Source organism: Amycolatopsis pithecellobii (genome assembly GCF_009707865.1).
Taxonomy (GTDB): Bacteria; Actinomycetota; Actinomycetes; order Mycobacteriales; family Pseudonocardiaceae; genus Amycolatopsis_E; species Amycolatopsis_E pithecellobii.
Window position 1 is genome coordinate 1 of sequence record NZ_WMBA01000008.1, and the last position, 19,348, is coordinate 19,348.

Here is a 19,348-nt window from a genome sequence, read left to right on the forward strand (position 1 = left end):
CAGTTGTGTATAAGAGACAGGCCCCGCAGTCCGCACTTGGGCGGAGACGGCCAGAACACGTTGCCACATATCGCCGTAGGTCAGGGAGACCTGATGTCCGGACGTGCCGTCGACCAGGTGCCGGTAAGCGACCCGGCCGGCCGAATCCTGGGCACGGTAACGCAGAATGTCGATCAACGTCGGCGAACGAAGCCCAACGCCGCCTGTGCGCTCCGGCTCACGGCCGTGTAGGCCCGCCATCAGCGGTGACTGATGTCTGAAGCCTGGGGGTTCCTCGGCTGTTCGATGATTCGAGCCAGATCCCCGAACTTGGTGATTTCCATCAACTCATCGTCCGACGTCTGTATCCGGAAGGCTTTTTCGACGTCACCGACGAGGTCGGGCGGAGGGTACCCGCGAAAAGTCGTACCAGCGGGCGTGGAATCCGTCGCCGCTTTCACCGGAACGACGTCCAACAACTGGTGGAGGCCGACACCGTCGGACGTCGTCATCGGAACCAAATCAGCCGATTCATCCGAACGACACGCCAGCGTTTCAAGAGAGCGGAACACTCGGATATCCCCCTTGCCAAGATTCGCTTGAGCGACATTAAATGATACCCGGACGAAAAGAATTCGTCGCGATTTATCCCACCGCAGCCGCCAAACGATCAACCGTTCGCCCTATTGCCAGCTCAGCCCATTGGAGCACGCGATTGATCAGCACATTCTCCGATACGACGCCGACCCAGTCCTCCTTTGTATACGCGACTACTATTAGCAATGAACATAGCACTGCCGGCAACACTCGAGAACCAGTCTTGACCAGAAAGGCAATCTATTTGCCTGTGGTGTCGTTCAGCATCACCGACAACGACGGACAATCCACCAAATGACGCCTCAACGATGGGCCGAAATGCGGAACACGGCCGCCGCCACCCACATAGCGAATGCGCGCCGATCAACGGCGACTTCCCTCAACCCTTGATGGGGATGAGGCAGGTCCCCGTTGATCACGAGTGCAGCGGTCATGAGCGGCGAGCGGACCGCATTGCCCGAGTTGACGCAGGCCTCGGGTGGACACGTCCGCTCAAACGCGGAGAGGAATTCGGACTCGCCGATCCGTCATAGCCGATGCGCAGACTATGACCCACCGCAACAGCTCAGCCCGGCCTGCGCATGGAACCGCCTGTATCCTGGCTTGGCTTACGGCGTCACATGGCAACATCACAAAGGCTCGCTGACATGGATCATCCTGACGGTACGACTAGGACATGATTGCGGGAAATCCTGAACGCGATCCCGTACGTGTGCCGAACCGGGATTACAGGGGAGTACCTGCCGCGCGAGGGGGCGGCGCCGGGCAGCACTCCAGGCCGTCGATGTTTGGCTGGATCAACGCCCGCGAGCATCGGACAGGTTACTGCGATACGGACGCCGAGAGCTCAGAGCAGCTCAGCCAGTTCCGGACAGACTGCCACCAGCCAAGATCAGATGTCCTGGCATCAAATAGCCCCACCACGGCTCGCCGTGTTGCGACTCGAGTCAGACTCCGGCCCGGCGATGTTCGTCGGGGACATCGTGCACACGCCGCTCCAGATGACCCAACCGGAACTCGGATCAGGAATCGCCTGGTGGTCATGGCGTAGGCCCGCTCAGCTCCACGCAGTTCTGGCGCAGTAACCCCCAGCGTCCTGGTGTGGGACCAGATCACCTGGTCGTCGTGGCTGCTGGACCTATCCGAACCCCCACTTCGGAGGGTGCCGCCGGGGCACAGACCCGAGCGAATATGGTGCACGTCCCCCATTTCGGTTCGCTCCACGTGTCGCGGGGCGTCCTGCGCTCAGCCTCCAGGGCATCCCGAGCGCGGCACGGGCCGCGACATCGCGTTCGAGATGTTTCGATTTACCGGCAGAAAGAAGTCACGTGTTCGTACCTCTCACCATCCGCGACTACATCGACCGCGCGGCGACGGTGTTTCCCGACCGCATCGCCGTGGTCGACGAGCCGGACGCCGTCGGCGCATGGGGCTCGATCACCTATCGCGAGCTCGACGCTCGCGCCCGGGGTATGGCAGTGGCCTTCGACGCCATGAATGTCGGTCCTGGAGAGCGGGTCGCAATCATCAGCCCGAATGCCGCGAAATTCCTGACGTCCTTCTTCGGGGTCAGCGGCTACGGGCGAGTTCTGGTCCCCGTCAACTACCGCCTCACCGCGGACGAGATCGGGTACATTCTCGAGCATTCCGGTGCCAGCGTTGTCCTCGTCGACCCGGAGATCGATGTCAACGTCGGGGCGGTAGCTGCGAAACACCGCATCGTCCTCGACGGCATCGCCGACCAGGACCTGTTCACGCCCGCCGCCCCGGACCAGCCGCCGCTCGAGTGGGATGTCGACGAGAACGCCATGGTCAGCATCAACTACACGAGCGGCACCACCGCCCGGCCGAAGGGCGTTCGACTCACCCACCGGGGGTCGTGGCTCAATGCCGCCGTCTTCGGTTGGAGTGCCGGGGTCACGGATCGCGATGTGCTGCTTCACACGCTGCCGATGTTTCACTGCAACGGCTGGGGGATGCCCTACGCGTTGACAGGCATGGGTGGCAAGCACATCGTGATCCGCAAGATTGACGGCGAAGACATCCTCGAGCGTGTCGACCGTGAGGGCGTCACGCTGATGTGCGCGGCGCCGGCGGTACTCGCGGCGATCCTTGATGCGGCTGCTGCCCGCCGTTCCCGAGGCGAACAGGTGCCCGGCTTCGGCTCGGTGCGCGTGGTCGGCGCGGGCGCTCCGCCGCCGTCGAAGACGATCGAACGTGTGCAGGGCGAGCTCGGTTGGGAGTTCATCCAGATCTACGGCCTGACCGAGACCTCGCCGCTGCTGACCATGAACCGGGCAATCGCCGAGTGGGACGGCCTCGAGTCCCACGAGAAGGCGTCACGGCTTTCCAAGGCCGGCACGCCCGCGCTGGGTGTCCGGATCAAGACCGACGACGAGGGTGAGGTGCTCGCGCGTAGCAATCACGTTTTCGACGGCTACTGGAACCAGCCGGAAGAGACCGCCAAGGCCCTGGTCGACGGCTGGTTCCACACGGGTGACGGCGGCAGTGTCGGCAGCGAGAACTACCTGACCATTACCGACCGTAAAAAGGATGTCATCATCACCGGTGGGGAGAACGTCTCCTCGATCGAGGTCGAGGACTGCATCTACCAGCACCCGGATGTCGCCGAAGCAGCCGTGATCGGTATCCCGGATCCCAAGTGGGGCGAGACGATTCTCGCTCTCGTCGTCCCCCGGCGCGGTGCCGAGCTCACCGAGGCCGACCTTATCGCGTTCTGCCGCGAGCGCATGTCGCACTTCAAGTGCCCCACCGCTGTCGAGTTCCGCGAAAATCTCGTACGTACTGCGACCGGCAAACTTCAGAAGTTCAAACTCCGCCAGCCGTACTGGAACGGCCACGAGAAAACCGTATCCGGAGGCTGAACGGTGCGCCTCGCGGCCCGCCCGGCTCCATGGACAACGTGTCTAGGGGATCAGATGTGCCCGGCGGGCCAGCACAACCGCTTCGAGGCGAGACTGGGCGTCGAGCTTGGCCATGGCCGATTTCATGTAGCTCTTCACGGTGTGGACGGTGAGGCCGAGGGCCTCGGCGATGCGGGCGTTGGAGTAGCCGAGCCCGGCGAGGCTGACCACATCCGACTCACGGGTGGTCAGCAAGGAACCCCTTGCGGGGTTGTCGGTGCCCGGAGCGTCGGTCAGGGTGCGGATGATCTGCTGTAGTGCAGCGCAGACTTCGTTGTTGTCCACTGAGGCCAGCAGTCGGCGCAGCTTGGCGTCTGCTGCCCGGATCTGCTCGCGCATGCTGGTAATTTCTCCGTCCGCGTCGGTCCAGCCCTCGCGAGCCTGGGCGAGCGTTGCGGCCACGACGGTCTCCTGCTCGAGAGAGCGAGCCTCTTCGGTGATCGTGTCCTGAACACGTCCGCCCACGATCTCGTGACTGCGGTAGGCACCGTAGATGACCGCGATGGGGCGCCTGTGCACGACTACCGGGCTCGCCACCAGAGCACGAAGCCTCTCGACACGGATCAGCTGGTCGTAGCGGTGCGTGATCGCGCGGGTCGCGAAGTAGTCGTTGACCACTGCCGTCTTGCCCATGGCGACGACGCGGCCGCCGAGGCCTTCCCCCAGGTAGACGCTAAGGCCTGACAGAACGCCGGCGGTCGGGCCGACGAAGCGCTCCAGCAACAAAGTGCCATTCGCCTCGACGGGGCCACCGAACGCGACCGAAACGCCCGTTTTCTGGCGGAGCCTCGTGAGCGCCGCGTCGAGGTGGCGATTCAGATCGCGCGTTTCCATCAGCTGCCTCCCGCGGAGGTGAGATCGCGAGGCTCTTCGATCGGCAGCAAGCGCGCGGCAGGCATTCCACTCCTCATCGAGAACCAATGCCAGTACTAAAGTCGTGATTACAGTACTTGTCACGATTGCGGAGTTACAAGCCGGAATCGCGATCAACCTGCGAACCGCGGCGGACGAACTCGCCCCTGCCAGGGCAACCTTCTACACGGATTTTGCCGTCTATACGCGGGGTCGCGACATCTACGCCCAGCGCCGTCACCTCGGGGACGACCACCATCCATCGTGGGCGCGGACCCGGGTGATTTTGTTGTCGCGATCAGACGGATGGCTCCACTCGCGGTGCCCGAACACGCGAAAGGACGACGGCGTCCTCCACGGCGAGTCCCGCGCCGTATCCGATCTGCGGTGTGGTGGTGTGCGCGGCGTCGCCGATGAGTATCACGCGTCCGTCGTGCCATGGTTTGGACATCACGTGGGAGTGCAGCGCGGCCACGCTGTCGCCATGAATGTGGCCGGATCGATGCGGTTCGGCTTGGGCTGAGCCACCAGGCACATGACATACGAGTGGTCCTCGTCCACGGTGATCACCGCGGCGTCCTTCCGGCACCCGCATAACCGCGGAGCGATCCCTTGCCGCGGCGCGGCACACGCCCACGCCACACGCATTGACCGGCGTACTGCGGCAACTCGGCGTTCGGGAAGCGCAGCCGGCGCACTGCCGATGCCCAGCCGTCGGCGCCGACGACCAGGTCGTAACGAGTGATCCGCCCATCGCTGAGTCTGGCCTCGACTCCAGTCTCGACGTCGGCGATCGCCTCGACCGTCTTCTCGTGAGAGATCTTCGCGCCGGCCGCGACCGCAGCGTCGTAAAGCGCGCTGTAGAAGGCGCGCCTGGTGACGCCGACTGCCGGCGGAAGGTCTTCGCGGGCCACCGCCGGCATCGGGACGCTGGCTACCTCGGCACCGTCGGCAGTGTGGAACTCGACGGAGCTGATCGGAACACCCGCGGCCACCACGGCATCGGCGACCCCCAAGCTGTCGAGCGCGCGCAGGTTGGGCGAGCTGAGCAGTAGTTCGGAACCGAAGATGCGGTCATCGAGTGCGAGTTCCGCGACTTCGACGCCGGTTCCGGCACGCAGCAGCGCGATTGCGGCGCACAGTCTGAACGTGCCGGGACATGATGCTCCTTCAAGAAAATGAGAGAAACGAATCGATTACGGCGCGAGGTGTCTGGTCAAATCGCGGAATTTTCTTTGTACCGTGCCGCTGCTCGAGCAGAAATGTCACCCGGAAGACCGCCGTGGATCCGGGTTGGCTTTACGCGGATGCGGCTGATCTTCCAGCGCCCCTCCTCTCGTATGAGGTCGATGTCGTAGACGCCGTATGCGAAGTAGTTGTCGACCTCGTCCGGGCCAACGCCGTGCGCGCCGAAGAAGTGGGACCGCACCCGCGCGGTGTCGCCGTCGACGTCCACGACATGATCCGCATTCAAGTGAAGCGTTGTCAGATACCCGCCGTTACGGGCGATCAGAGAGCTCATGTATTCCTCCCGGGACACTGCTCGCGGCGGTTCCGCGAGAGATCCCGCGTCGAGCACGATCGTCTTGGCGACGTGCTCACCGGCTGTGGCCCAGTCGAATTCGTCCATGGCCAGGAAGTAACGACGGACGGCGTCGGAGACTTCGAGCCGTTCGAGCCACATCTCGCTCAAGACCATACGGTTCCCTGTGCTCACGTGGCACTCCTTTCCGCGGGCTCTACTGGTCCCACTTGTCGACGCCTGGAACGTATCCAGCCGGTACCGGCGGAGACTGCTCGACGAGCCGGCTCAGGATGACCTGCGCGTCTTGCTGGACCGACCGCCACGCCGGATGGAGCAGCTTGCCCTCCCACTTGAGGATGCGACCGGCCACCATCACCGTGTCCACGTTGCCGGGGTGACCTCCCGCCACAATGGCTTTCGTCGGGTCAGTGACGGGGAACAGGTTGATGTCGTCCATCCGGATGAGAATCAGATCGGCGTCCTTGCCCGGGGTCACCGAACCGGTGCGATCCGACAGGCCGGCCGCGGCAGCGCCGCTGATGGTCGCCGCTTCGAGCACGTCACTCGACGTCAGCCAGGGGAGCTTCTCGAAGTCTGTCTGGCCGAGCTTGTGCATCAGCGAGTCGGCTGCGAGAGCAGCGCGCATGACGTTGAACATGTCCGATGCAGCGCCGGTCTCGGTGTCGATACCGAGGCCCGGCTTGAGCCCCGCATTGAGCATGCGCGCGGTGGACGGCGGCCGGACGCCCCCCATCACCGACTCGATCCACGGCGTTGCCTGTACGTGGCCGCCCGAGTCGCGCACCAACTCGAATTCATGGTCCGTGGTTGCCGGGCAGTGCAGGAAGAGCAGGTCCGGTCCGAGCGCTCCACGGTCGTCGAGCCATTCGATGCCGGGCTCCTTGAGGTGTCCGACGTGCATGCTGGATCGGATGTTCAGCTCGCGGGCGAACTCGATGTCGCGCACTGCGAGATCAGGACCGCCCCCCAGCTCGGGCCCGCGCAACATGGCGTTCATCGTCACGAGGGCCGAGTCGTCGCGCAGCAGCTCCTCGCGGGCGCGTCGCATGTCGCTCGGATGCGGTTTCGTGCTTTCGAACTGCCACGACAGGAGGTCGATCGAAGGCCAGCCGTACGCAAAGACCGCTCGCATACCCGAGTCGCGCAAGGCGCGGACGAGTTCAGCGGTGTGATCCGGCGAGTTCTGCACATGAGACTCGTCCCGGAGCGTGGTGACACCCGCATCGATCGCACTGAGGGCACCCAGCAGATTGGCGGTGTAGAGGTCCGAAGGAGTCAGCCGCGGGCTGTACTGGATCTGGACGATCTCGTAGTAGTCGTTGTAACCCCAGTCGATGGCCATGAAACGGAAGATGCTTGACCACAGGTGCCGATGGGTGTCGACGAAGCCGGGCATCAGGACCGTGCCGCGAGCGTCGATGACACGCGCGTTGGCATCGGGGAGGTTGGGGCCGACGGCGACGATCTTGCCGGCCTCGACCCGAACATCGACCATCCCGCCCGCGACGTGTGGGTCCTGGGTCAGTACGTGAGCCCCGCGGATGAGGAGGTTGCCTTCTGGTACGTCTGACATCTGAGCTCCTGGGTCTGCGTCGTCGCAGGTCGGATCGCCGGCAGGGGACTTCCGCCTTCGCATGTGGCGGTCGCCACAGCGCGGATCAACCTTAGGGCTCACCTGCGAAATTGCGGCGAAACCGTCCCGGTTCCGGCTCGCGACAGCGCCCCGATTTGGCCCGAATTTGCACACGAGTGGTGTGCTGACGCGGGCCACCACACCTAGCTTCGCCACCCGGAAGTTGAGGCGACGATGCCGAACCGTTCCATGCTGCTCAAGGCGAAAACACGGGTGCCGCCGGTGCGTTCGACTGCCGTGCCGCGAGCATGGATCTCTGAGGCGATACACGCGCACTTGGCCGCCGCCGAGATCCTGTGGGTGACGGCCACTGCCGGCTCGGGCAAGACGACCAGCGTGGTCCATGCCCTGGCCGAACACCACGACCCGGTGGCGTGGCTTCGTCTCGACGACAGCGACGCCACACCGGGACGGCTCCTCCTCTGCCTCGAGCAGACCCTCAGCAATGTGGTTTCGAGCCTCGAGCCGATGGTCGAGTCGGCTCCTGAGTCCAAGCTCCTCAAGACCGTGGAGCTGCTGAGCTATCTCGCGGTCGAAGGTCCGGTCGTCAACCGTCCCAGTCTGATGGCGGCGCTGTTCGACAGCAAGAACGACAAGTCGGCCAACGCCTACCTGCGGATGGCGGTCAACGGTGCACGCCGGCTCGTGAACGACCACGAGGTGATCCTGTCCGACGCCATGAACCGGGTCTCGGGACGCGCGGTTCTGCCCACCGCCCGCTCACCCTGGGTGACCGCATATCGACAGCGGTGGAACGAGCTGATCCTCGACATCCGACATATCGCGGCCGAGGCGGCCTACGACACCGCCCAGTACGACTTGGCCTACCAGCTGACCCAGCAGGTGTTGGCCGAGGCCCCTTACCGCGAACGTGCCTGGCGGCTGGCGATGCACATCTCCTCGGCCGTGGGTGATACCGACCGGATCATCGCGGCCTACCGTGCCTGCGAGACCGCTTTGCGCGAGGTGCCGACCCAACCGTCGGCAGCGACCCGGGAATTGCTGGATCGGTTACGTCGCTGACTCGTGTCCGAAGATCCTGAGCGGATCGCGGGTTCGGTCTTCTCCCGCACCTCGTCCGCGGTCACGCCGGGCACCAGTTCGATGAGCTCGAGCCCCTCGGGCGTCACGTCGAGCACGCACCGGTCGGTGATGATCCGCTGCACGACACCGCGGCCGGTTTAGCGTAACGAGCACTCCCAGACGATCTTGCACGAGCCGTCCCGGGCGGTGTGCTCTATCAGCGCGACGACCTTCTTGATGCCGTGCACCAGGTCCATGCGCCGAGGATCGCGGCGTCCGATCTGACTCCCCCGGATGATCCCCGAAGCTGGTTGCGGAGTCGAAGAACGCCGCACCGGGGCGCATGGTCCCCGTCTCAGTTGCCCGCGGTGACGACGGCGCCGACCGGTGCCGCCGGGACGGGGGCACGACACCGATCCCCCGTACCTGGCCGGCTCGCCGCCCAGGTACGGGAGCTCGCGTCTCTCGTCCCGTGCTGGTGTGCTCAGGAGGGTATGGATGGCCGCCGAAATCCGAGCGCAACACATACGGGTGGTGCTAGAAGCGCAGCTGCTCGAGCAGGCGGCGGGTGGACTCGGCGGGGCGGGTCGGGACCTCGGCCAGCGACCGCTCGCATTCCCGGTAGAGCGCGATGACCTGGTCCCCATCGCCCAGTGCCGCCGCGGCGCGCATCTTGAGCCGCCACGCGCTTTCGCGGAACGGGTCGCGGCGCAGGACATCGGTCGCCATCTGGTGGCAGGCCAGGTAATCCGAGCAGTCGTAGGCCGCCTCGGCGGCGGCATGGTGGACCGCCACGACGAGCTGGTCCCACGCCTCGCGGCGACGCACCGCCCATGGGGACCGAGCGCCGGGCAGGTATTCGCCGCGGGGCAACCCGTCGCGCAACTCAACCGCCTCGTCGTAGCGGACACGGTCGGCGCGCCGGCCCAGGCGGACGAGGGCCTCCTCGACGCGATCGAAGTCGGTGGTCAGTCGGCCACCGCGCCACGTCACCGATGCCGCGTCGGTGATGAGCGCGGAAGCGAGCCCGGGCACGGCCCGGACCCGTGCCAGGGCGGCACGCAGGTAGGCCTGGGCGGACTTCGAGGACTTGCTGTCGAACAAGTCGGAGATGATCTCGTCCTTGTCGGCCGTGCCACCCCGTGCTGCCAGGTACGACAGCAGTTCGACGCTCCTGACCAAAGTCAGTTCATGGTTGCATCCGTTGACCCGTACGCCGCAGGTCCCGAATTCCACGACCTGGACGAGCGTCGGGTGCGGCGAGTGCAGTTGCGAAACTCCGCTGCGGAGCATCGACCGGCCCATCTCGTGCCACGGGGAGTCTGGGTCACGGGCGGCGTCGATCTGGCGAGACAGCACGTCGGGGAACTCGCGCAGCGCCTGGACCAGGCCATAACGCGTGCCGCTGGTGGTCGCCGCACCCAGGGCCAGGTTGGCAGCCCGCTCGGCCGCTGACTCGTCGCCCGCTCGCCACTCGGCCTCGGCCAGGTAGACGGCGGCCCGCGGCAGCAACGGCCGGCGATCCCAGTAGGTCATGAGGCCCGTCGCCTCGCGCAGGTGGTGCAGTGCCGTGGTGGTGTTGTCGTCCAGCAGCCCGATCAGCCCGTGCCACAAGGCCAGTTGCTCGAGTACCTTGATCCGTCGCATGGCCGTCGGCTCCCGCTCGGCAGCTCGCAGCGCCGCTGTCGCCAACGCGGTGTCGCGACCGAAGCGCAGAGCGATCATGGCCTCCGCGAGCCACGCCACCATCCGGTAGAAGCCCGACCCCGAGGTCGCCAATCGCTCGCGATGGTCGATGAGGGCTGCCCACGCATCCTCGGGGCGGCCGCACTCGGCCATGAACTCGGCCCACAGCCGGATCCGCAGCCAGCCCTTGCCCGGTGTGCCCTCGAACGTCTCCCGGGCGCGGACGTGATCCCCGAGCTGGACCAGCGCACCGGCCCGGCTGAGCATGACAGCGCGGCTCTCCACGGTCCGCGGGACGAGCAACGACTCGAAACGGCCGTGTCCCAGGTCGATCTGGGCAAGGAGGCCGTCCATCGCCGTGCCCGACTCCGGGGGACGGTCACGGTAGTGCGTGGGGTCGTCGACCAGCTCTGCCCCGATGGCGAAGCGCACCACGTCGGTGGCCGGCGAACGGGGGTGGGTGTCAAGGATCTGTACGGCGTCGGCGAGGCGGCCGACGAGGAAGTAGCACCACGCCATCGGCCCGACCAGCTCGGGGCCGAGCGCCGAGCCGTTACGGGCAGCCAGGGCCTCCAGCCGGTCGGCGCAGGCAGCGCCCTGCGCGAACCGTTCCCGGTCCAGGGCGAGGACGAGCTCGGCAGCGGTCAGCTGCTCGGAGACCTTGATGCTGTCCGGGCGGAAGGCGGCGAGCCACGATTCGAGCACGTCGTAGTCGAGGCGCTGGACAACGGCCGGCACGACCGCAGACGCAGTCTCTTCGGCTTGATCGAGGTCCCCGGCGAGCAACGAGGCGTGCACCGCCTCTTCGAGATCACCACCCCGCCGCAGCAGCTCCGCGTGGGCCGAGTGGATCGCCCGCTGCCGCGACACCCGGGTGTCGCCAAGCCGTGCCAGGAGGTGATCACGGAAGCGAGGGTGGCAGCTGAACGTGTCACTCGCGACGAAGTCGATCGGAAGGTGGGCGCTGCGTAGTTCGAGGAGCACATCGGCGGTGCTGTCGAGACCGAGTCGGCGCGCCGCGTCCTCGGTGACTACATCCAGCAAGGACGTCTCGACCAAGAGCTCGCGGGCCGGCTCGCTGAGACCGTCAACGAGCTTCCGGAACAGCGGTCCTTCGGGCGATTCGGCGTCGTCGCGTTCGTCGGTGACTCCCCGTTCTGAACAGCTGGGCCCGTAGACGACGCCGGTCACCCAGCCGCCCGCGGCGCTGACCGCCTTCTCGACGTCCACGTCCTGCCGCCCGAACGACGCGAGCGCGGCCCTGGCCTCCTCCGGAGTGAAGGCGAGGTCGGTGTCGGTCAGGTAGGCCAGGCGCCCGTGGGCCACGACTCCGAGCTCCAGGGCCCGGCGCGAGAGCAGGACGAGTCGCCGACCGCCGCCTGCGCCGCCGACGAAGGCCTCGATGACCGCGAGCGCCGCAGGAGCGTCCGCGACCTGTTCGACCTCGTCGAGCACGAGAACGACCTCGCGGTCCACGCGTCGCGCCAGCAGTCGAGCCGCGTCGGCGTGGGAGCTCCCGCGCTTCAGCGCCGGAGCCACAACCGGAGCAGTCAGCACTCCCGCGTTCTGCAGCGCGCTCTCCAGGAAGGTCGACAGTCTGCCTGGCGAGACGTCGAATCGGTCCAGCGTCAGCCATGCCACCGGGTGTTCATGGTGCGCAAGGGCGTGGCGGATCGCGGTAGTCTTGCCGGCTCCGGCACTGGCGTTGACCACCAGGACGCTGCCCGTCGCGGCCAGCGCGGCGCGAACCTTGGCGGTGAGCCGGGGCCGCACGGGGACACCCTCGCCGATGCAAGGCACCGCCAGCTTGGCCCGCGAGTGTGGCGCGGCCTTCCCAGTGGGACGTAGCGCGCTCATCACCGCACTCAGGGGTCGACCCAGGCACGATCGGCGGCCCGAGTCGCCCGGAAGGCGGTCAATGTGTAGCTGACGTGCCCGTCTCGCACGAGTGGATCACCGTCGAGGAGGGCCCGGGCCGACTCCTCGTCCTCGGCGCGGACGACGAGGACGCCGCCGGTTCCCGCCCGCTGCGGTCCCGAGCACAGTAAGCGCCGCTCGGCGTACCGCGCGTCGAGGTAGCACCAGTGTTCCTCCACCGCCGGCTGCGGCGGCAGCTGCCCGTTGCGGTACGCGGTCACTGCGAGGTACACGGAGCCGTCCTAAGTGAGAAAATGGGTCTCAGCCGAGCCGTCGCGCCGCTCTCGCGCGGACGGCCACCACGTCCTGCCGGCCGGCGTCCCCAGGGTGTTGCGCATGACACCGAGGTGCTCGATCTCCAGCTCGATCTCGTCTCCTGGCTCGAGACGGCGGCCGATCTCTATCGTCGATCCGCCGTTGCAGGTGCCCGACCCGAGTAGTGCGCCGGGACGCAGTACCTCGCCCTGGGAGGCCCACGCGACGATCTCGGCGACCGACCAGACCATCTCGGCGCTGGTCGTGGCGCACCACACCTCGCCGTTCACCCGGGCGGTCATGGCGAGGCCGCTGCCAGGCAGCTCGTCGAGACTGGTGACGAGCGGGCCGGTCACGCAGGCGAAGTGCTTGCCCTTGGACGGACCGAGCCCACCGGCCATCTCACGGCCCTGGATGTCGCGCGCGCTGACATCGTTGAAGATCGTCAGTGCCAGGACGTGGTCGAGAGCCTGCTCGGGTCGCAGGTTTGTGCCGGCCTTGCCGATGACGATGCCGAGCTCGAGCTCGTAGTCCAGTCGCTCGGAGTAGGAGGGCCACGGGATCGTCTCTCCCGGCCCGATGAACGACAGCGGGTCCCCTGCATAGGAGACCGGCAGCTCGTACATCACGTCCGGTACCGGCTTGTTCTGCCATTCGTAGCCGAAGGAGAAGTGCCGTTCGAAGACCATGAAGTCGCGATAGCTGGTCGGGTCGAGGGCGTTGGTCAGCTCGGGGTCGGTGACCACGGCGGCCTCGGGTGCGTCGGCCAGGACCGCCGCGACGGCGTCGTGGAAGTCCGCTCCGCCCTGCAGCGCCAGCGAGGTGCTGCAGGGCGCCAATGCGGCCGCCAGGACCGTGGCGCGCTCGGCGGCGGCTCCCCGGGCCACGCTGCCCAGTCGCAGCGCGGTCCGCAGGTCGAGCCACTGCGCCGACCGGTCACGGCGGACCAGGATCCGCTTCTCCCGGCCCTCCGGCCCGTGGACGATCCTTCGTGCGTACTGCACGTCAGCCACTCACCGCTTCGACCAGCACGCCGGGGACCTCGTCCCGGGGGACCCGCCACGTCGCCTGCAGCAGCTCGACGCGCACGCCGTCCGGGTCGCGCACGAAAGCGACCGGGTTCAGGTCGGCCCGTCCGGCCGGGTGGCTGGGCGGCCCCTCGGGCTCCACGCCGAGGGCCGCCAGCGCGGTCAGCACCTGGTCGAGGTCTTCCACCTCCAGCCCGACGTGGCCCGCGCCCGGGCTTCGGTCGTACTCCGGATCATCGGTGTCGTTGACGACGAGCTCGATCGTCGGCTCGTCGCCGGGCGCACCGGCCAGGTAGAGCAGGGTGTAGCCAGGGCCCAGGGCTGCGGTGCCGACGTGCTGCAGCCCAATCGCACGGTAGAAGGCGAGCGATCGCTTCGCGTTGAGTATGCGGATGTTGGTGTGGTGCAGCCGGGTCACGTCAGTCCTCGGCCTTCTTGAGGTTGGCGATGTCGTAGCCCTCCTCCGCCATGCCCCAGTAACCATGCACGCCCCAGCACTCGTGGGCCATGCCGGTGGGCAGCTCGCGGGTCAGTAGCTCACGCCACGGCTGGACCAGCAGGGCGCGGGTCATCGCGCGCGTCGAACGGGCCCGCGGCTTGAACACCGTGCGGGCGATCTCCCATGCCCGGTCCAGCAACTGGTCGTCGGGAACGACCTCGCCGATCAGCCCCATGTCGAGGAGCTCCTTGGCTTGCATGGTTTGGCCGGTCAGCAGGAAGTACTTGGCCCGGTTGGTGCCCATCAGCTCGCGGAAGACGGTCTGCACACCGTCGCCGGGCACGATTCCCATGCCCGTGTAGTGGCCGTCTGCCATGGTCGTGCTCTCCGAGGCAATGACGATGTCGTTGAGCAGTGCCAGCTCCTGGTGGATGAAGAACGGGCCGTTGATGGCGCCGATCACCGGGATCTCCAGGTTGAGGAGGCTGAACGGCTCATGGACCTGGTCGAAGTACCAGAAGTCGTAGCCCTTGTCGAAGGTCATCGGCTCGCGGAAGCCGTAACGTTCCCAGCCCTCGGGGTCCATCGAGTCCAGGAACTTCTCGCCGGTGCCCGAGAAGATGAGGATCTCGTTCTCGGGGTCGTGGCCCACATCGGCGAGCGCCGGAATGAACGCCCGGTGCAGCTCCAGGCTCCACTTGGCCGAATCGTGCTCGGTATGCATCCTCATCTCGAGGATGCCATCCTCACGCTTGAAGGTGAAGTACTCCGACCACCGCTCGGAATACTCCTCGAGATACGTCCGGTACATCTGCTTGCGTGACCACGGCTGGGGCATCGGGGCTTCCTTTCAGTGCTGCGCCGGAATGGAGGGCGCACGGCAGCGCCGCCGTGTGTACGGCGCCGGCGGTGTGGTTGATCAGGTCGGTCTTTCAGTCCTCGACGGCCGCGAGCGCCAGGTCGGCCAGCCGCCGCAACCGCAGGAAGTGGTTGAGCCCCTCGAGCAGGCCCGAGGAGAGGAAGACGAAGGTGAGGTCGTGTAGCGGGTCGACCATCCACATGGTCGACCCGCTGCCCACCGCGCCGAACGTCGAGGGCGAGGCGGTGAAGCCGAACGCGCTGAGGTGATCGCCCTCGCCACGAACGTAACCGCCGCCATAGCTGAAGTTGGCCGGGAACCTGGCGAGGTCGCGAGCCTCCAGGTTGAAGTCCCAGAACTCGTTGACCCGGTCGCCGGTGTGGTTGCGGAAGGCGTAGTCGACCATCGCGGGCGACAGGATGCGGGCGTCCCCGCGACGACCGCGCCCTCGCAGCATCTCGGTCCAGACGAAGACGTCGCGGATGCTGCCGAAGACCATGCCGGCCGGTAGCTCGAAGGACTCGTCGACCAGCTCGTTGAGCGACTCCATCACCGCGACCTCAGCGGCACCCGGAGTGCTCTCGGCCATCCGCACGGGAACCCGGCGCGGGTGGTCCAGCCGCAGGCCGAAGGAGCTGTCGACCATGCCGAGAGGCTCGAAGAGCCGCTCATGCGCGATCTGGCGGAACGGGCGTCCACTCGCGTCGAGGCGCCGGACGACCTCACCGAGGAGGCCGAAGCTGGCGAACGGGTTGTAAACGACACGCTGGCCGGGGCTGTACGCGATCTGCTGGGCGCTCACCAACCGGGTCATCTCGTCCATGTCACCCCAGCTCCGCCCCCACTGGCCGGGGGGCGGCGGCGTGAAACCGGCCCACGTGCCACCGGTGTGGGTCAGCAGGTGGGCGATGGTGACCCGCTGCTTGCCGCGGACCCCGAACTCGGGGATGATCTCGGCCACCTTGGTGTCGAAGGTCAGTTCCCCGCGGTCGATGAGCTGGAGGACCAGGCCGGCGGTGTAGGACTTGCCTGTCGACATCAGCAGGTAGATGTCGTCGACGGCGGTCGCCCGGCCGGCAGCCCGGTCGGAGTGCCCGAAGACCTCCAGATAACCGACCCGGCCCCCTCGAGCTACCAGCACCGTCGCACCGTGGTTGACGTCGTTCTCGATGTCGTGCTGCACCGCGGTGCCGAGCCGGGAAAGGGCGACGCTGTCGAGGCCGATGTCCTCGGGCGGGCAGACCTCTTGTTGGATGGAGCGGGCTACCGCAGCGTCGTCGCTGTGGTTGAGGACGTCAGTCATGACCGCCTTCGTTCTTCGTCGGTGCGCATCTGCGCAGGCGCAGCGTTTGTCAGTCGCCCTAAACCTTAGGAAGCCGATCGTAAATTCGTGCGAAATCGGCCGCCGCGGCTCGCCGCTCTTACTGCAGGCCGGTGTTCTTCTGGCCACCGCTGCCCTGATGGTGGAGGTAGTTCACCCACTCACGTAATTGATCGCACCCATCCGCTCCAGCTCCACCGCGGTATAGGGCTTGGCGAGCAGCAGATACTCCATCGCCTTCGCCGGAAACATGTGCAGCGGCACCAGCGCGGCGCCGCCGTCGCCGGGGACGGTGTCGAAGCCGAAGACCTCCTGCAGATCCATGTGGACGTCGGCGACCACTGCGTCCTCGCGAGCAACGATCAGGTCGCACCCGAACATGATGCTCCGGCTGAACCCGATGGCGTCGCCGTTGACCTTCGCGATGACCGGCTTCTCCAGCTCTGCTAGCGCCTGATGGGTCATCCGGACGCCCATGAACGCGCTCCAGAGCCAGTCGGGCAACGTTACCGGATCCGGCTCGACGATCGGACGCCGATTGTGCGGTGGCGCGGCCATGTGCCACGGCACGCCGTCGTCCGAGCCGGTGATCACCACGACCCGGACCGCGTGCTCCTCTCGCAACCGGTTGAGCGCACGTCCGAGGTCGAAGTGGATCTCGGGGTGGGCTCCGCCGTCACGCAGTCTGGCGATCCGCTCGTTGCTCAGGAGCTTCACCGTGGCGACGGCGTCGACGATCTCGACGTCCAGCGCCTCGAACAACTCGTAACCGGTGTGGGTCATGGGTACTCTCCTTCGGCTCCTGGGACCGCCGTGAACCGGTTCTTCCACGACGCGACATTGCCGCTCTGGTACTGCTGCCGGTCCGCGACGTAGAGGAAGTCGTTGTAGGTCACCCAGCGCATTCCCCGCTCCAGGACGGCCTGGACGTGGGCCTCGTTGAACCCGAAGGTGTCTGCGACCTTGCCGTGGCGCTCGGCCACCTCGACGAGCCGGTGCACGGCTTCGAGGGTGTGCGGCTGGTCGCCGGCCGTGTCGACCGGCCAGCCCATGCTCAACGCCAGGTCCACCGGACCGAGGATCAGCACATCGACGCCGGGGACGGCGGCGATGGCGTCCGCGTTCTTCCACCCCACGACGGTCTCGATCATGACGACGCAGACGACATCCTCGTCAGAGTCGCGATGAGAGGGGTAACTGCGGCGGACCTGTCCGTTGGACCGGAATCCGGCCGGCGGGTACCGCATCGCACCCGCCGCCTGAAAAACCGGGGTGTGAAGGACGTGTTCTTCTTGGTCTGCGACGGGTTGAAAGGGCTACCGGAGGTGATCGAGCAAGTGTGGCCGCAAACCATTGTGCAGACGTGCGTGATCCATTTGATCCGCAACTCCTTCCGCCTCACGTCCCGGAAACATGTTGACGCGCTCAAACGTGATTTGAAAGCGATGTATGAGGCGCCCAATCCGGACGCCGCAGCCGTCGCATTAGCGGAACTGGATGAGAAGTGGGGAGCCAAATACCCGGCCCTGGTGCGCCTGTGGCGCAACGCCTGGACAGAGTTTGTTCCGTTTCTCGATTACGATGTCGAGATCAGGAGGATGATTTGCTCGACCAATGCCATTGAGTCGTTGAACGCCCGATGCCGGCGCGCGGTACGGGCGCGTGGGCATTTCCCCACAGAGCAAGCAGCGATGAAATGATGCTCCTACTGTCAAGTGCGGCATGCGGTGCCGGTGAGCGTGTTGAAGACTTCGCGGGCGATGTAGCGCTTGAGGCAGCGGATGATCTCGGGTTTGTTCTTGCCCTCGGCGATACGGCGAGCGACGTAGTCGCGGGTGCGCTGGTCGGTGCCCATGCGGACGATTGCGACCCGCCAGAGCGCGGCGTTGGCCTGCCGGTCGCCGCCGCGGTTGAGGCAATGACGGGTGGTCTTGCCGCTGCTGGCTTGCAGCGGTGAGGTGCCGCAGAGGCTGGCGAAGCTCTTCTCGTGGTGCATCCGGTCAGGGTTGTCCCCGGCAGTGATCAGTAACGTCGAGGCCACATCGGGGCCGATTCCCTTGAGATCCAACAACTTCGGTGCCAGTTGAGCGGTGATCCTTGCGATTCGCTGGGCGCACCGGTCGAGTTGTTCGTCGAGGTGCCGCACTCGCAGGGCGAGTTCGCGCAACGCGAGCCGGGTCATCGCGGCGACGCTGTCGTCGTCGGAACGCACACGAAACGCCGCGCAAATCGCGATTGTCTCGACGCGTGATGCCCCGCGCAGCTTGGCCCGTAACCCGTCCTCGGCGGTGACCAGCAGACTGTGTAGCTGGTTAAGGGCGACAGTGCGTGCCTTCGTTGCGCTGCGTTGTACCAGCTTGACCGCTCGCAACGCTTCCACCGCTCCGTCTCGGGACTTCGGAGGCGCCGCAGCATCACCCGCCAGCACCGCCCTGGCCGCAGCGATCGCGTCCACGACATCACTCTTGCCGTGCCGGCGACGCGCCTGCCGGTTCGGGCATGACACCTCCACCACCGTGATCTGTTCCCAACGCAGATACCGTGCCAGCGCCGCTCCGTAGCTGCCGGTGCCTTCCACCCCGATCCGATCGATCGTGCCGTAGCGGCGCAGCCAGGACAGCAGATCGCGATAGCCAGCCGCTGTGGTAGGAAAGCTGGCCGCGCCGAGCGATCCACCGAGATGATCAACCGCTGCGGCGACGTGAACTTCCGCGTGCGTGTCCACGCCACCCGTGACAACGCGATCGGATACTGGCATCGTGACTATGTCCGTCCTTCGAATCGACAACCGAGGACCGCACGGTGCGACCGCAGGTCGGACAGGACAGGGACGGGCCTGATGGCGCAGGCTCCTACAAAGTCACTTCCCCGATCGGCCGTGCCGAAGGTTCTCCCGACCCGGCCGACGGATCACTTCCAGGACACCCATCGGGCCAGCCTGTACCAGGGTCAGACCGGGCGGGAGAACCACCACAGTAGACATCCCTGCCTGTACCTTGTGACCCACAGCCTCGATCCCACCGGGACCGGAGCAGCACGATGGCTGATGCGCTGGAAGCCGATTCTCAACGCGTTTGCCATCACATCCGGTGACCGCCGGCCCGTCACCGAGACCTACTGATCAACAACGCCGAAACACCGCTCGCGCTACGGACCCATTTCCTGCTGCGGATGAGCAACGGATGCGTGCCTGGTGACGCATCCGTTGCCACCTACCGTGGCGAGGTTCGCCAACGGCCTGTCCGCGCTCTGGCTCGGCGGGCCACCGCGCCGTCGGGGGTCTCCGGCA

At 66.4% G+C, this 19,348-nt stretch carries 17 protein-coding genes and 2 pseudogenes; 4 read left to right on the forward strand and 15 right to left on the reverse strand.

Annotated features, from left to right (window positions below; translation table 11 throughout):
- Nucleotides 1-239: 239 nt before the first annotated feature.
- A complete protein-coding gene (locus GKO32_RS07445) occupies nt 240-653 on the reverse strand; it encodes an acyl carrier protein (protein ID WP_154756068.1) in 414 nt (137 codons plus the stop codon).
- 1,251 nt (nt 654-1,904) lie between these two features.
- Here GKO32_RS07445 and GKO32_RS07450 point away from each other — a divergent pair.
- Nucleotides 1,905-3,461, forward strand: coding sequence for a class I adenylate-forming enzyme family protein (locus tag GKO32_RS07450; RefSeq protein WP_312867624.1), 1,557 nt, complete (start codon nt 1,905-1,907; stop codon nt 3,459-3,461).
- 42 nt (nt 3,462-3,503) lie between these two features.
- Here the strand turns inward: GKO32_RS07450 and GKO32_RS07455 are convergent, their stop codons facing one another.
- From GKO32_RS07455 to GKO32_RS07475, 5 genes are all read right to left on the reverse strand, one after another.
- The gene (locus GKO32_RS07455) at nt 3,504-4,334 is read right to left on the reverse strand and encodes a LuxR C-terminal-related transcriptional regulator (RefSeq protein ID WP_154756069.1); all 831 of its coding nucleotides are present in this window, start codon (nt 4,332-4,334) and stop codon (nt 3,504-3,506) included.
- Nucleotides 4,335-4,650: 316 nt separating this feature from the next.
- Nucleotides 4,651-4,827, reverse strand: a complete 177-nt coding sequence (locus GKO32_RS38805) for an FAD-dependent monooxygenase (RefSeq protein WP_312867625.1) — start codon at nt 4,825-4,827, stop codon at nt 4,651-4,653.
- Nucleotides 4,828-4,918: 91 nt separating this feature from the next.
- Nucleotides 4,919-5,545, reverse strand: a complete 627-nt coding sequence (locus GKO32_RS38810; protein ID WP_312867669.1) for an FAD-dependent monooxygenase — start codon at nt 5,543-5,545, stop codon at nt 4,919-4,921.
- A 23-nt stretch (nt 5,546-5,568) separates the two neighbouring features.
- Nucleotides 5,569-6,069, reverse strand: a complete 501-nt coding sequence (locus tag GKO32_RS07470; protein WP_154756071.1) for a nuclear transport factor 2 family protein — start codon at nt 6,067-6,069, stop codon at nt 5,569-5,571.
- A 22-nt stretch (nt 6,070-6,091) separates the two neighbouring features.
- Nucleotides 6,092-7,471: an amidohydrolase family protein gene (locus GKO32_RS07475; RefSeq protein ID WP_166459426.1), complete on the reverse strand. Its 1,380-nt coding sequence runs from the start codon at nt 7,469-7,471 to the stop codon at nt 6,092-6,094.
- A gap of 234 nt (nt 7,472-7,705) precedes the next feature.
- Here GKO32_RS07475 and GKO32_RS07480 point away from each other — a divergent pair, with 234 nt between their 5' ends.
- Complete coding sequence (locus GKO32_RS07480; protein WP_154756073.1) at nt 7,706-8,554, forward strand: bacterial transcriptional activator domain-containing protein; 849 nt, start codon at nt 7,706-7,708, stop codon at nt 8,552-8,554.
- Between the two features lie 537 nt (nt 8,555-9,091).
- On the opposite strand, the gene GKO32_RS40095 is transcribed toward GKO32_RS07480, so the two are convergent.
- The 8 genes from GKO32_RS40095 to GKO32_RS07525 all read right to left on the reverse strand — a co-directional run bounded on the left by GKO32_RS40095 (nt 9,092) and on the right by GKO32_RS07525 (nt 17,306).
- Nucleotides 9,092-12,013 carry an AfsR/SARP family transcriptional regulator gene (locus GKO32_RS40095; RefSeq protein ID WP_154756074.1) on the reverse strand — a complete coding sequence of 974 codons (2,922 nt, stop codon included), beginning with the start codon at nt 12,011-12,013 and terminating at the stop codon, nt 9,092-9,094.
- A gap of 92 nt (nt 12,014-12,105) precedes the next feature.
- Nucleotides 12,106-12,390: a YciI family protein gene (locus tag GKO32_RS07495; RefSeq protein WP_154756075.1), complete on the reverse strand. Its 285-nt coding sequence runs from the start codon at nt 12,388-12,390 to the stop codon at nt 12,106-12,108.
- A gap of 9 nt (nt 12,391-12,399) precedes the next feature.
- On the reverse strand, nt 12,400-13,425 hold the full coding sequence (locus GKO32_RS38820) for a fumarylacetoacetate hydrolase family protein (RefSeq protein WP_208024306.1): 1,026 nt from the start codon (nt 13,423-13,425) through the stop codon (nt 12,400-12,402).
- Nucleotides 13,418-13,858 (reverse strand): VOC family protein, encoded by a 441-nt coding sequence (locus GKO32_RS07505; protein ID WP_166459427.1) that lies wholly within the window; start codon nt 13,856-13,858, stop codon nt 13,418-13,420. The genes GKO32_RS38820 and GKO32_RS07505 overlap by 8 nt, the downstream gene beginning before the upstream one ends.
- Before the next feature lies 1 nt (nt 13,859).
- Nucleotides 13,860-14,717 (reverse strand): enoyl-CoA hydratase/isomerase family protein, encoded by an 858-nt coding sequence (locus GKO32_RS07510; protein WP_154756077.1) that lies wholly within the window; start codon nt 14,715-14,717, stop codon nt 13,860-13,862.
- A gap of 94 nt (nt 14,718-14,811) precedes the next feature.
- Nucleotides 14,812-16,041, reverse strand: a complete 1,230-nt coding sequence (locus tag GKO32_RS07515; protein WP_154756078.1) for a serine hydrolase domain-containing protein — start codon at nt 16,039-16,041, stop codon at nt 14,812-14,814.
- Between the two features lie 171 nt (nt 16,042-16,212).
- Nucleotides 16,213-16,842: an enoyl-CoA hydratase/isomerase family protein gene (locus tag GKO32_RS07520; protein ID WP_154756079.1), complete on the reverse strand. Its 630-nt coding sequence runs from the start codon at nt 16,840-16,842 to the stop codon at nt 16,213-16,215.
- Complete coding sequence (locus GKO32_RS07525; protein WP_154756080.1) at nt 16,839-17,306, reverse strand: aldolase/citrate lyase family protein; 468 nt, start codon at nt 17,304-17,306, stop codon at nt 16,839-16,841. Before GKO32_RS07525 ends, GKO32_RS07520 begins: the two co-directional genes overlap by 4 nt.
- Before the next feature lie 12 nt (nt 17,307-17,318).
- Between GKO32_RS07525 and GKO32_RS07530 the strand changes: the two are divergent.
- A pseudogene (locus GKO32_RS07530) lies at nt 17,319-17,756 on the forward strand (IS256 family transposase); the annotation flags it as partial.
- A gap of 14 nt (nt 17,757-17,770) precedes the next feature.
- On the opposite strand, the gene GKO32_RS07535 reads toward GKO32_RS07530, so the two are convergent.
- Nucleotides 17,771-18,784: an IS110 family RNA-guided transposase gene (locus GKO32_RS07535; protein WP_312867626.1), complete on the reverse strand. Its 1,014-nt coding sequence runs from the start codon at nt 18,782-18,784 to the stop codon at nt 17,771-17,773.
- A 261-nt stretch (nt 18,785-19,045) separates the two neighbouring features.
- Here GKO32_RS07535 and GKO32_RS07540 point away from each other — a divergent pair.
- A pseudogene (locus GKO32_RS07540) lies at nt 19,046-19,180 on the forward strand (IS256 family transposase); the annotation flags it as partial.
- Nucleotides 19,181-19,348: the final 168 nt, after the last annotated feature.

Coding starts and splice junctions, on each gene's coding strand:
- GKO32_RS07520 (WP_154756079.1), bottom strand. CDS start 16,842: ATGACCCACACCGGTTACGAGTTGTTCGAGGCGCTGGACGTCGAGATC.
- GKO32_RS07455 (WP_154756069.1), bottom strand. CDS start 4,334: ATGGAAACGCGCGATCTGAATCGCCACCTCGACGCGGCGCTCACGAGG.
- GKO32_RS07510 (WP_154756077.1), bottom strand. CDS start 14,717: ATGCCCCAGCCGTGGTCACGCAAGCAGATGTACCGGACGTATCTCGAG.
- GKO32_RS07525 (WP_154756080.1), bottom strand. CDS start 17,306: ATGCGGTACCCGCCGGCCGGATTCCGGTCCAACGGACAGGTCCGCCGC.
- GKO32_RS07475 (WP_166459426.1), bottom strand. CDS start 7,471: ATGTCAGACGTACCAGAAGGCAACCTCCTCATCCGCGGGGCTCACGTA.
- GKO32_RS07515 (WP_154756078.1), bottom strand. CDS start 16,041: ATGACTGACGTCCTCAACCACAGCGACGACGCTGCGGTAGCCCGCTCC.
- GKO32_RS07480 (WP_154756073.1), top strand. CDS start 7,706: ATGCCGAACCGTTCCATGCTGCTCAAGGCGAAAACACGGGTGCCGCCG.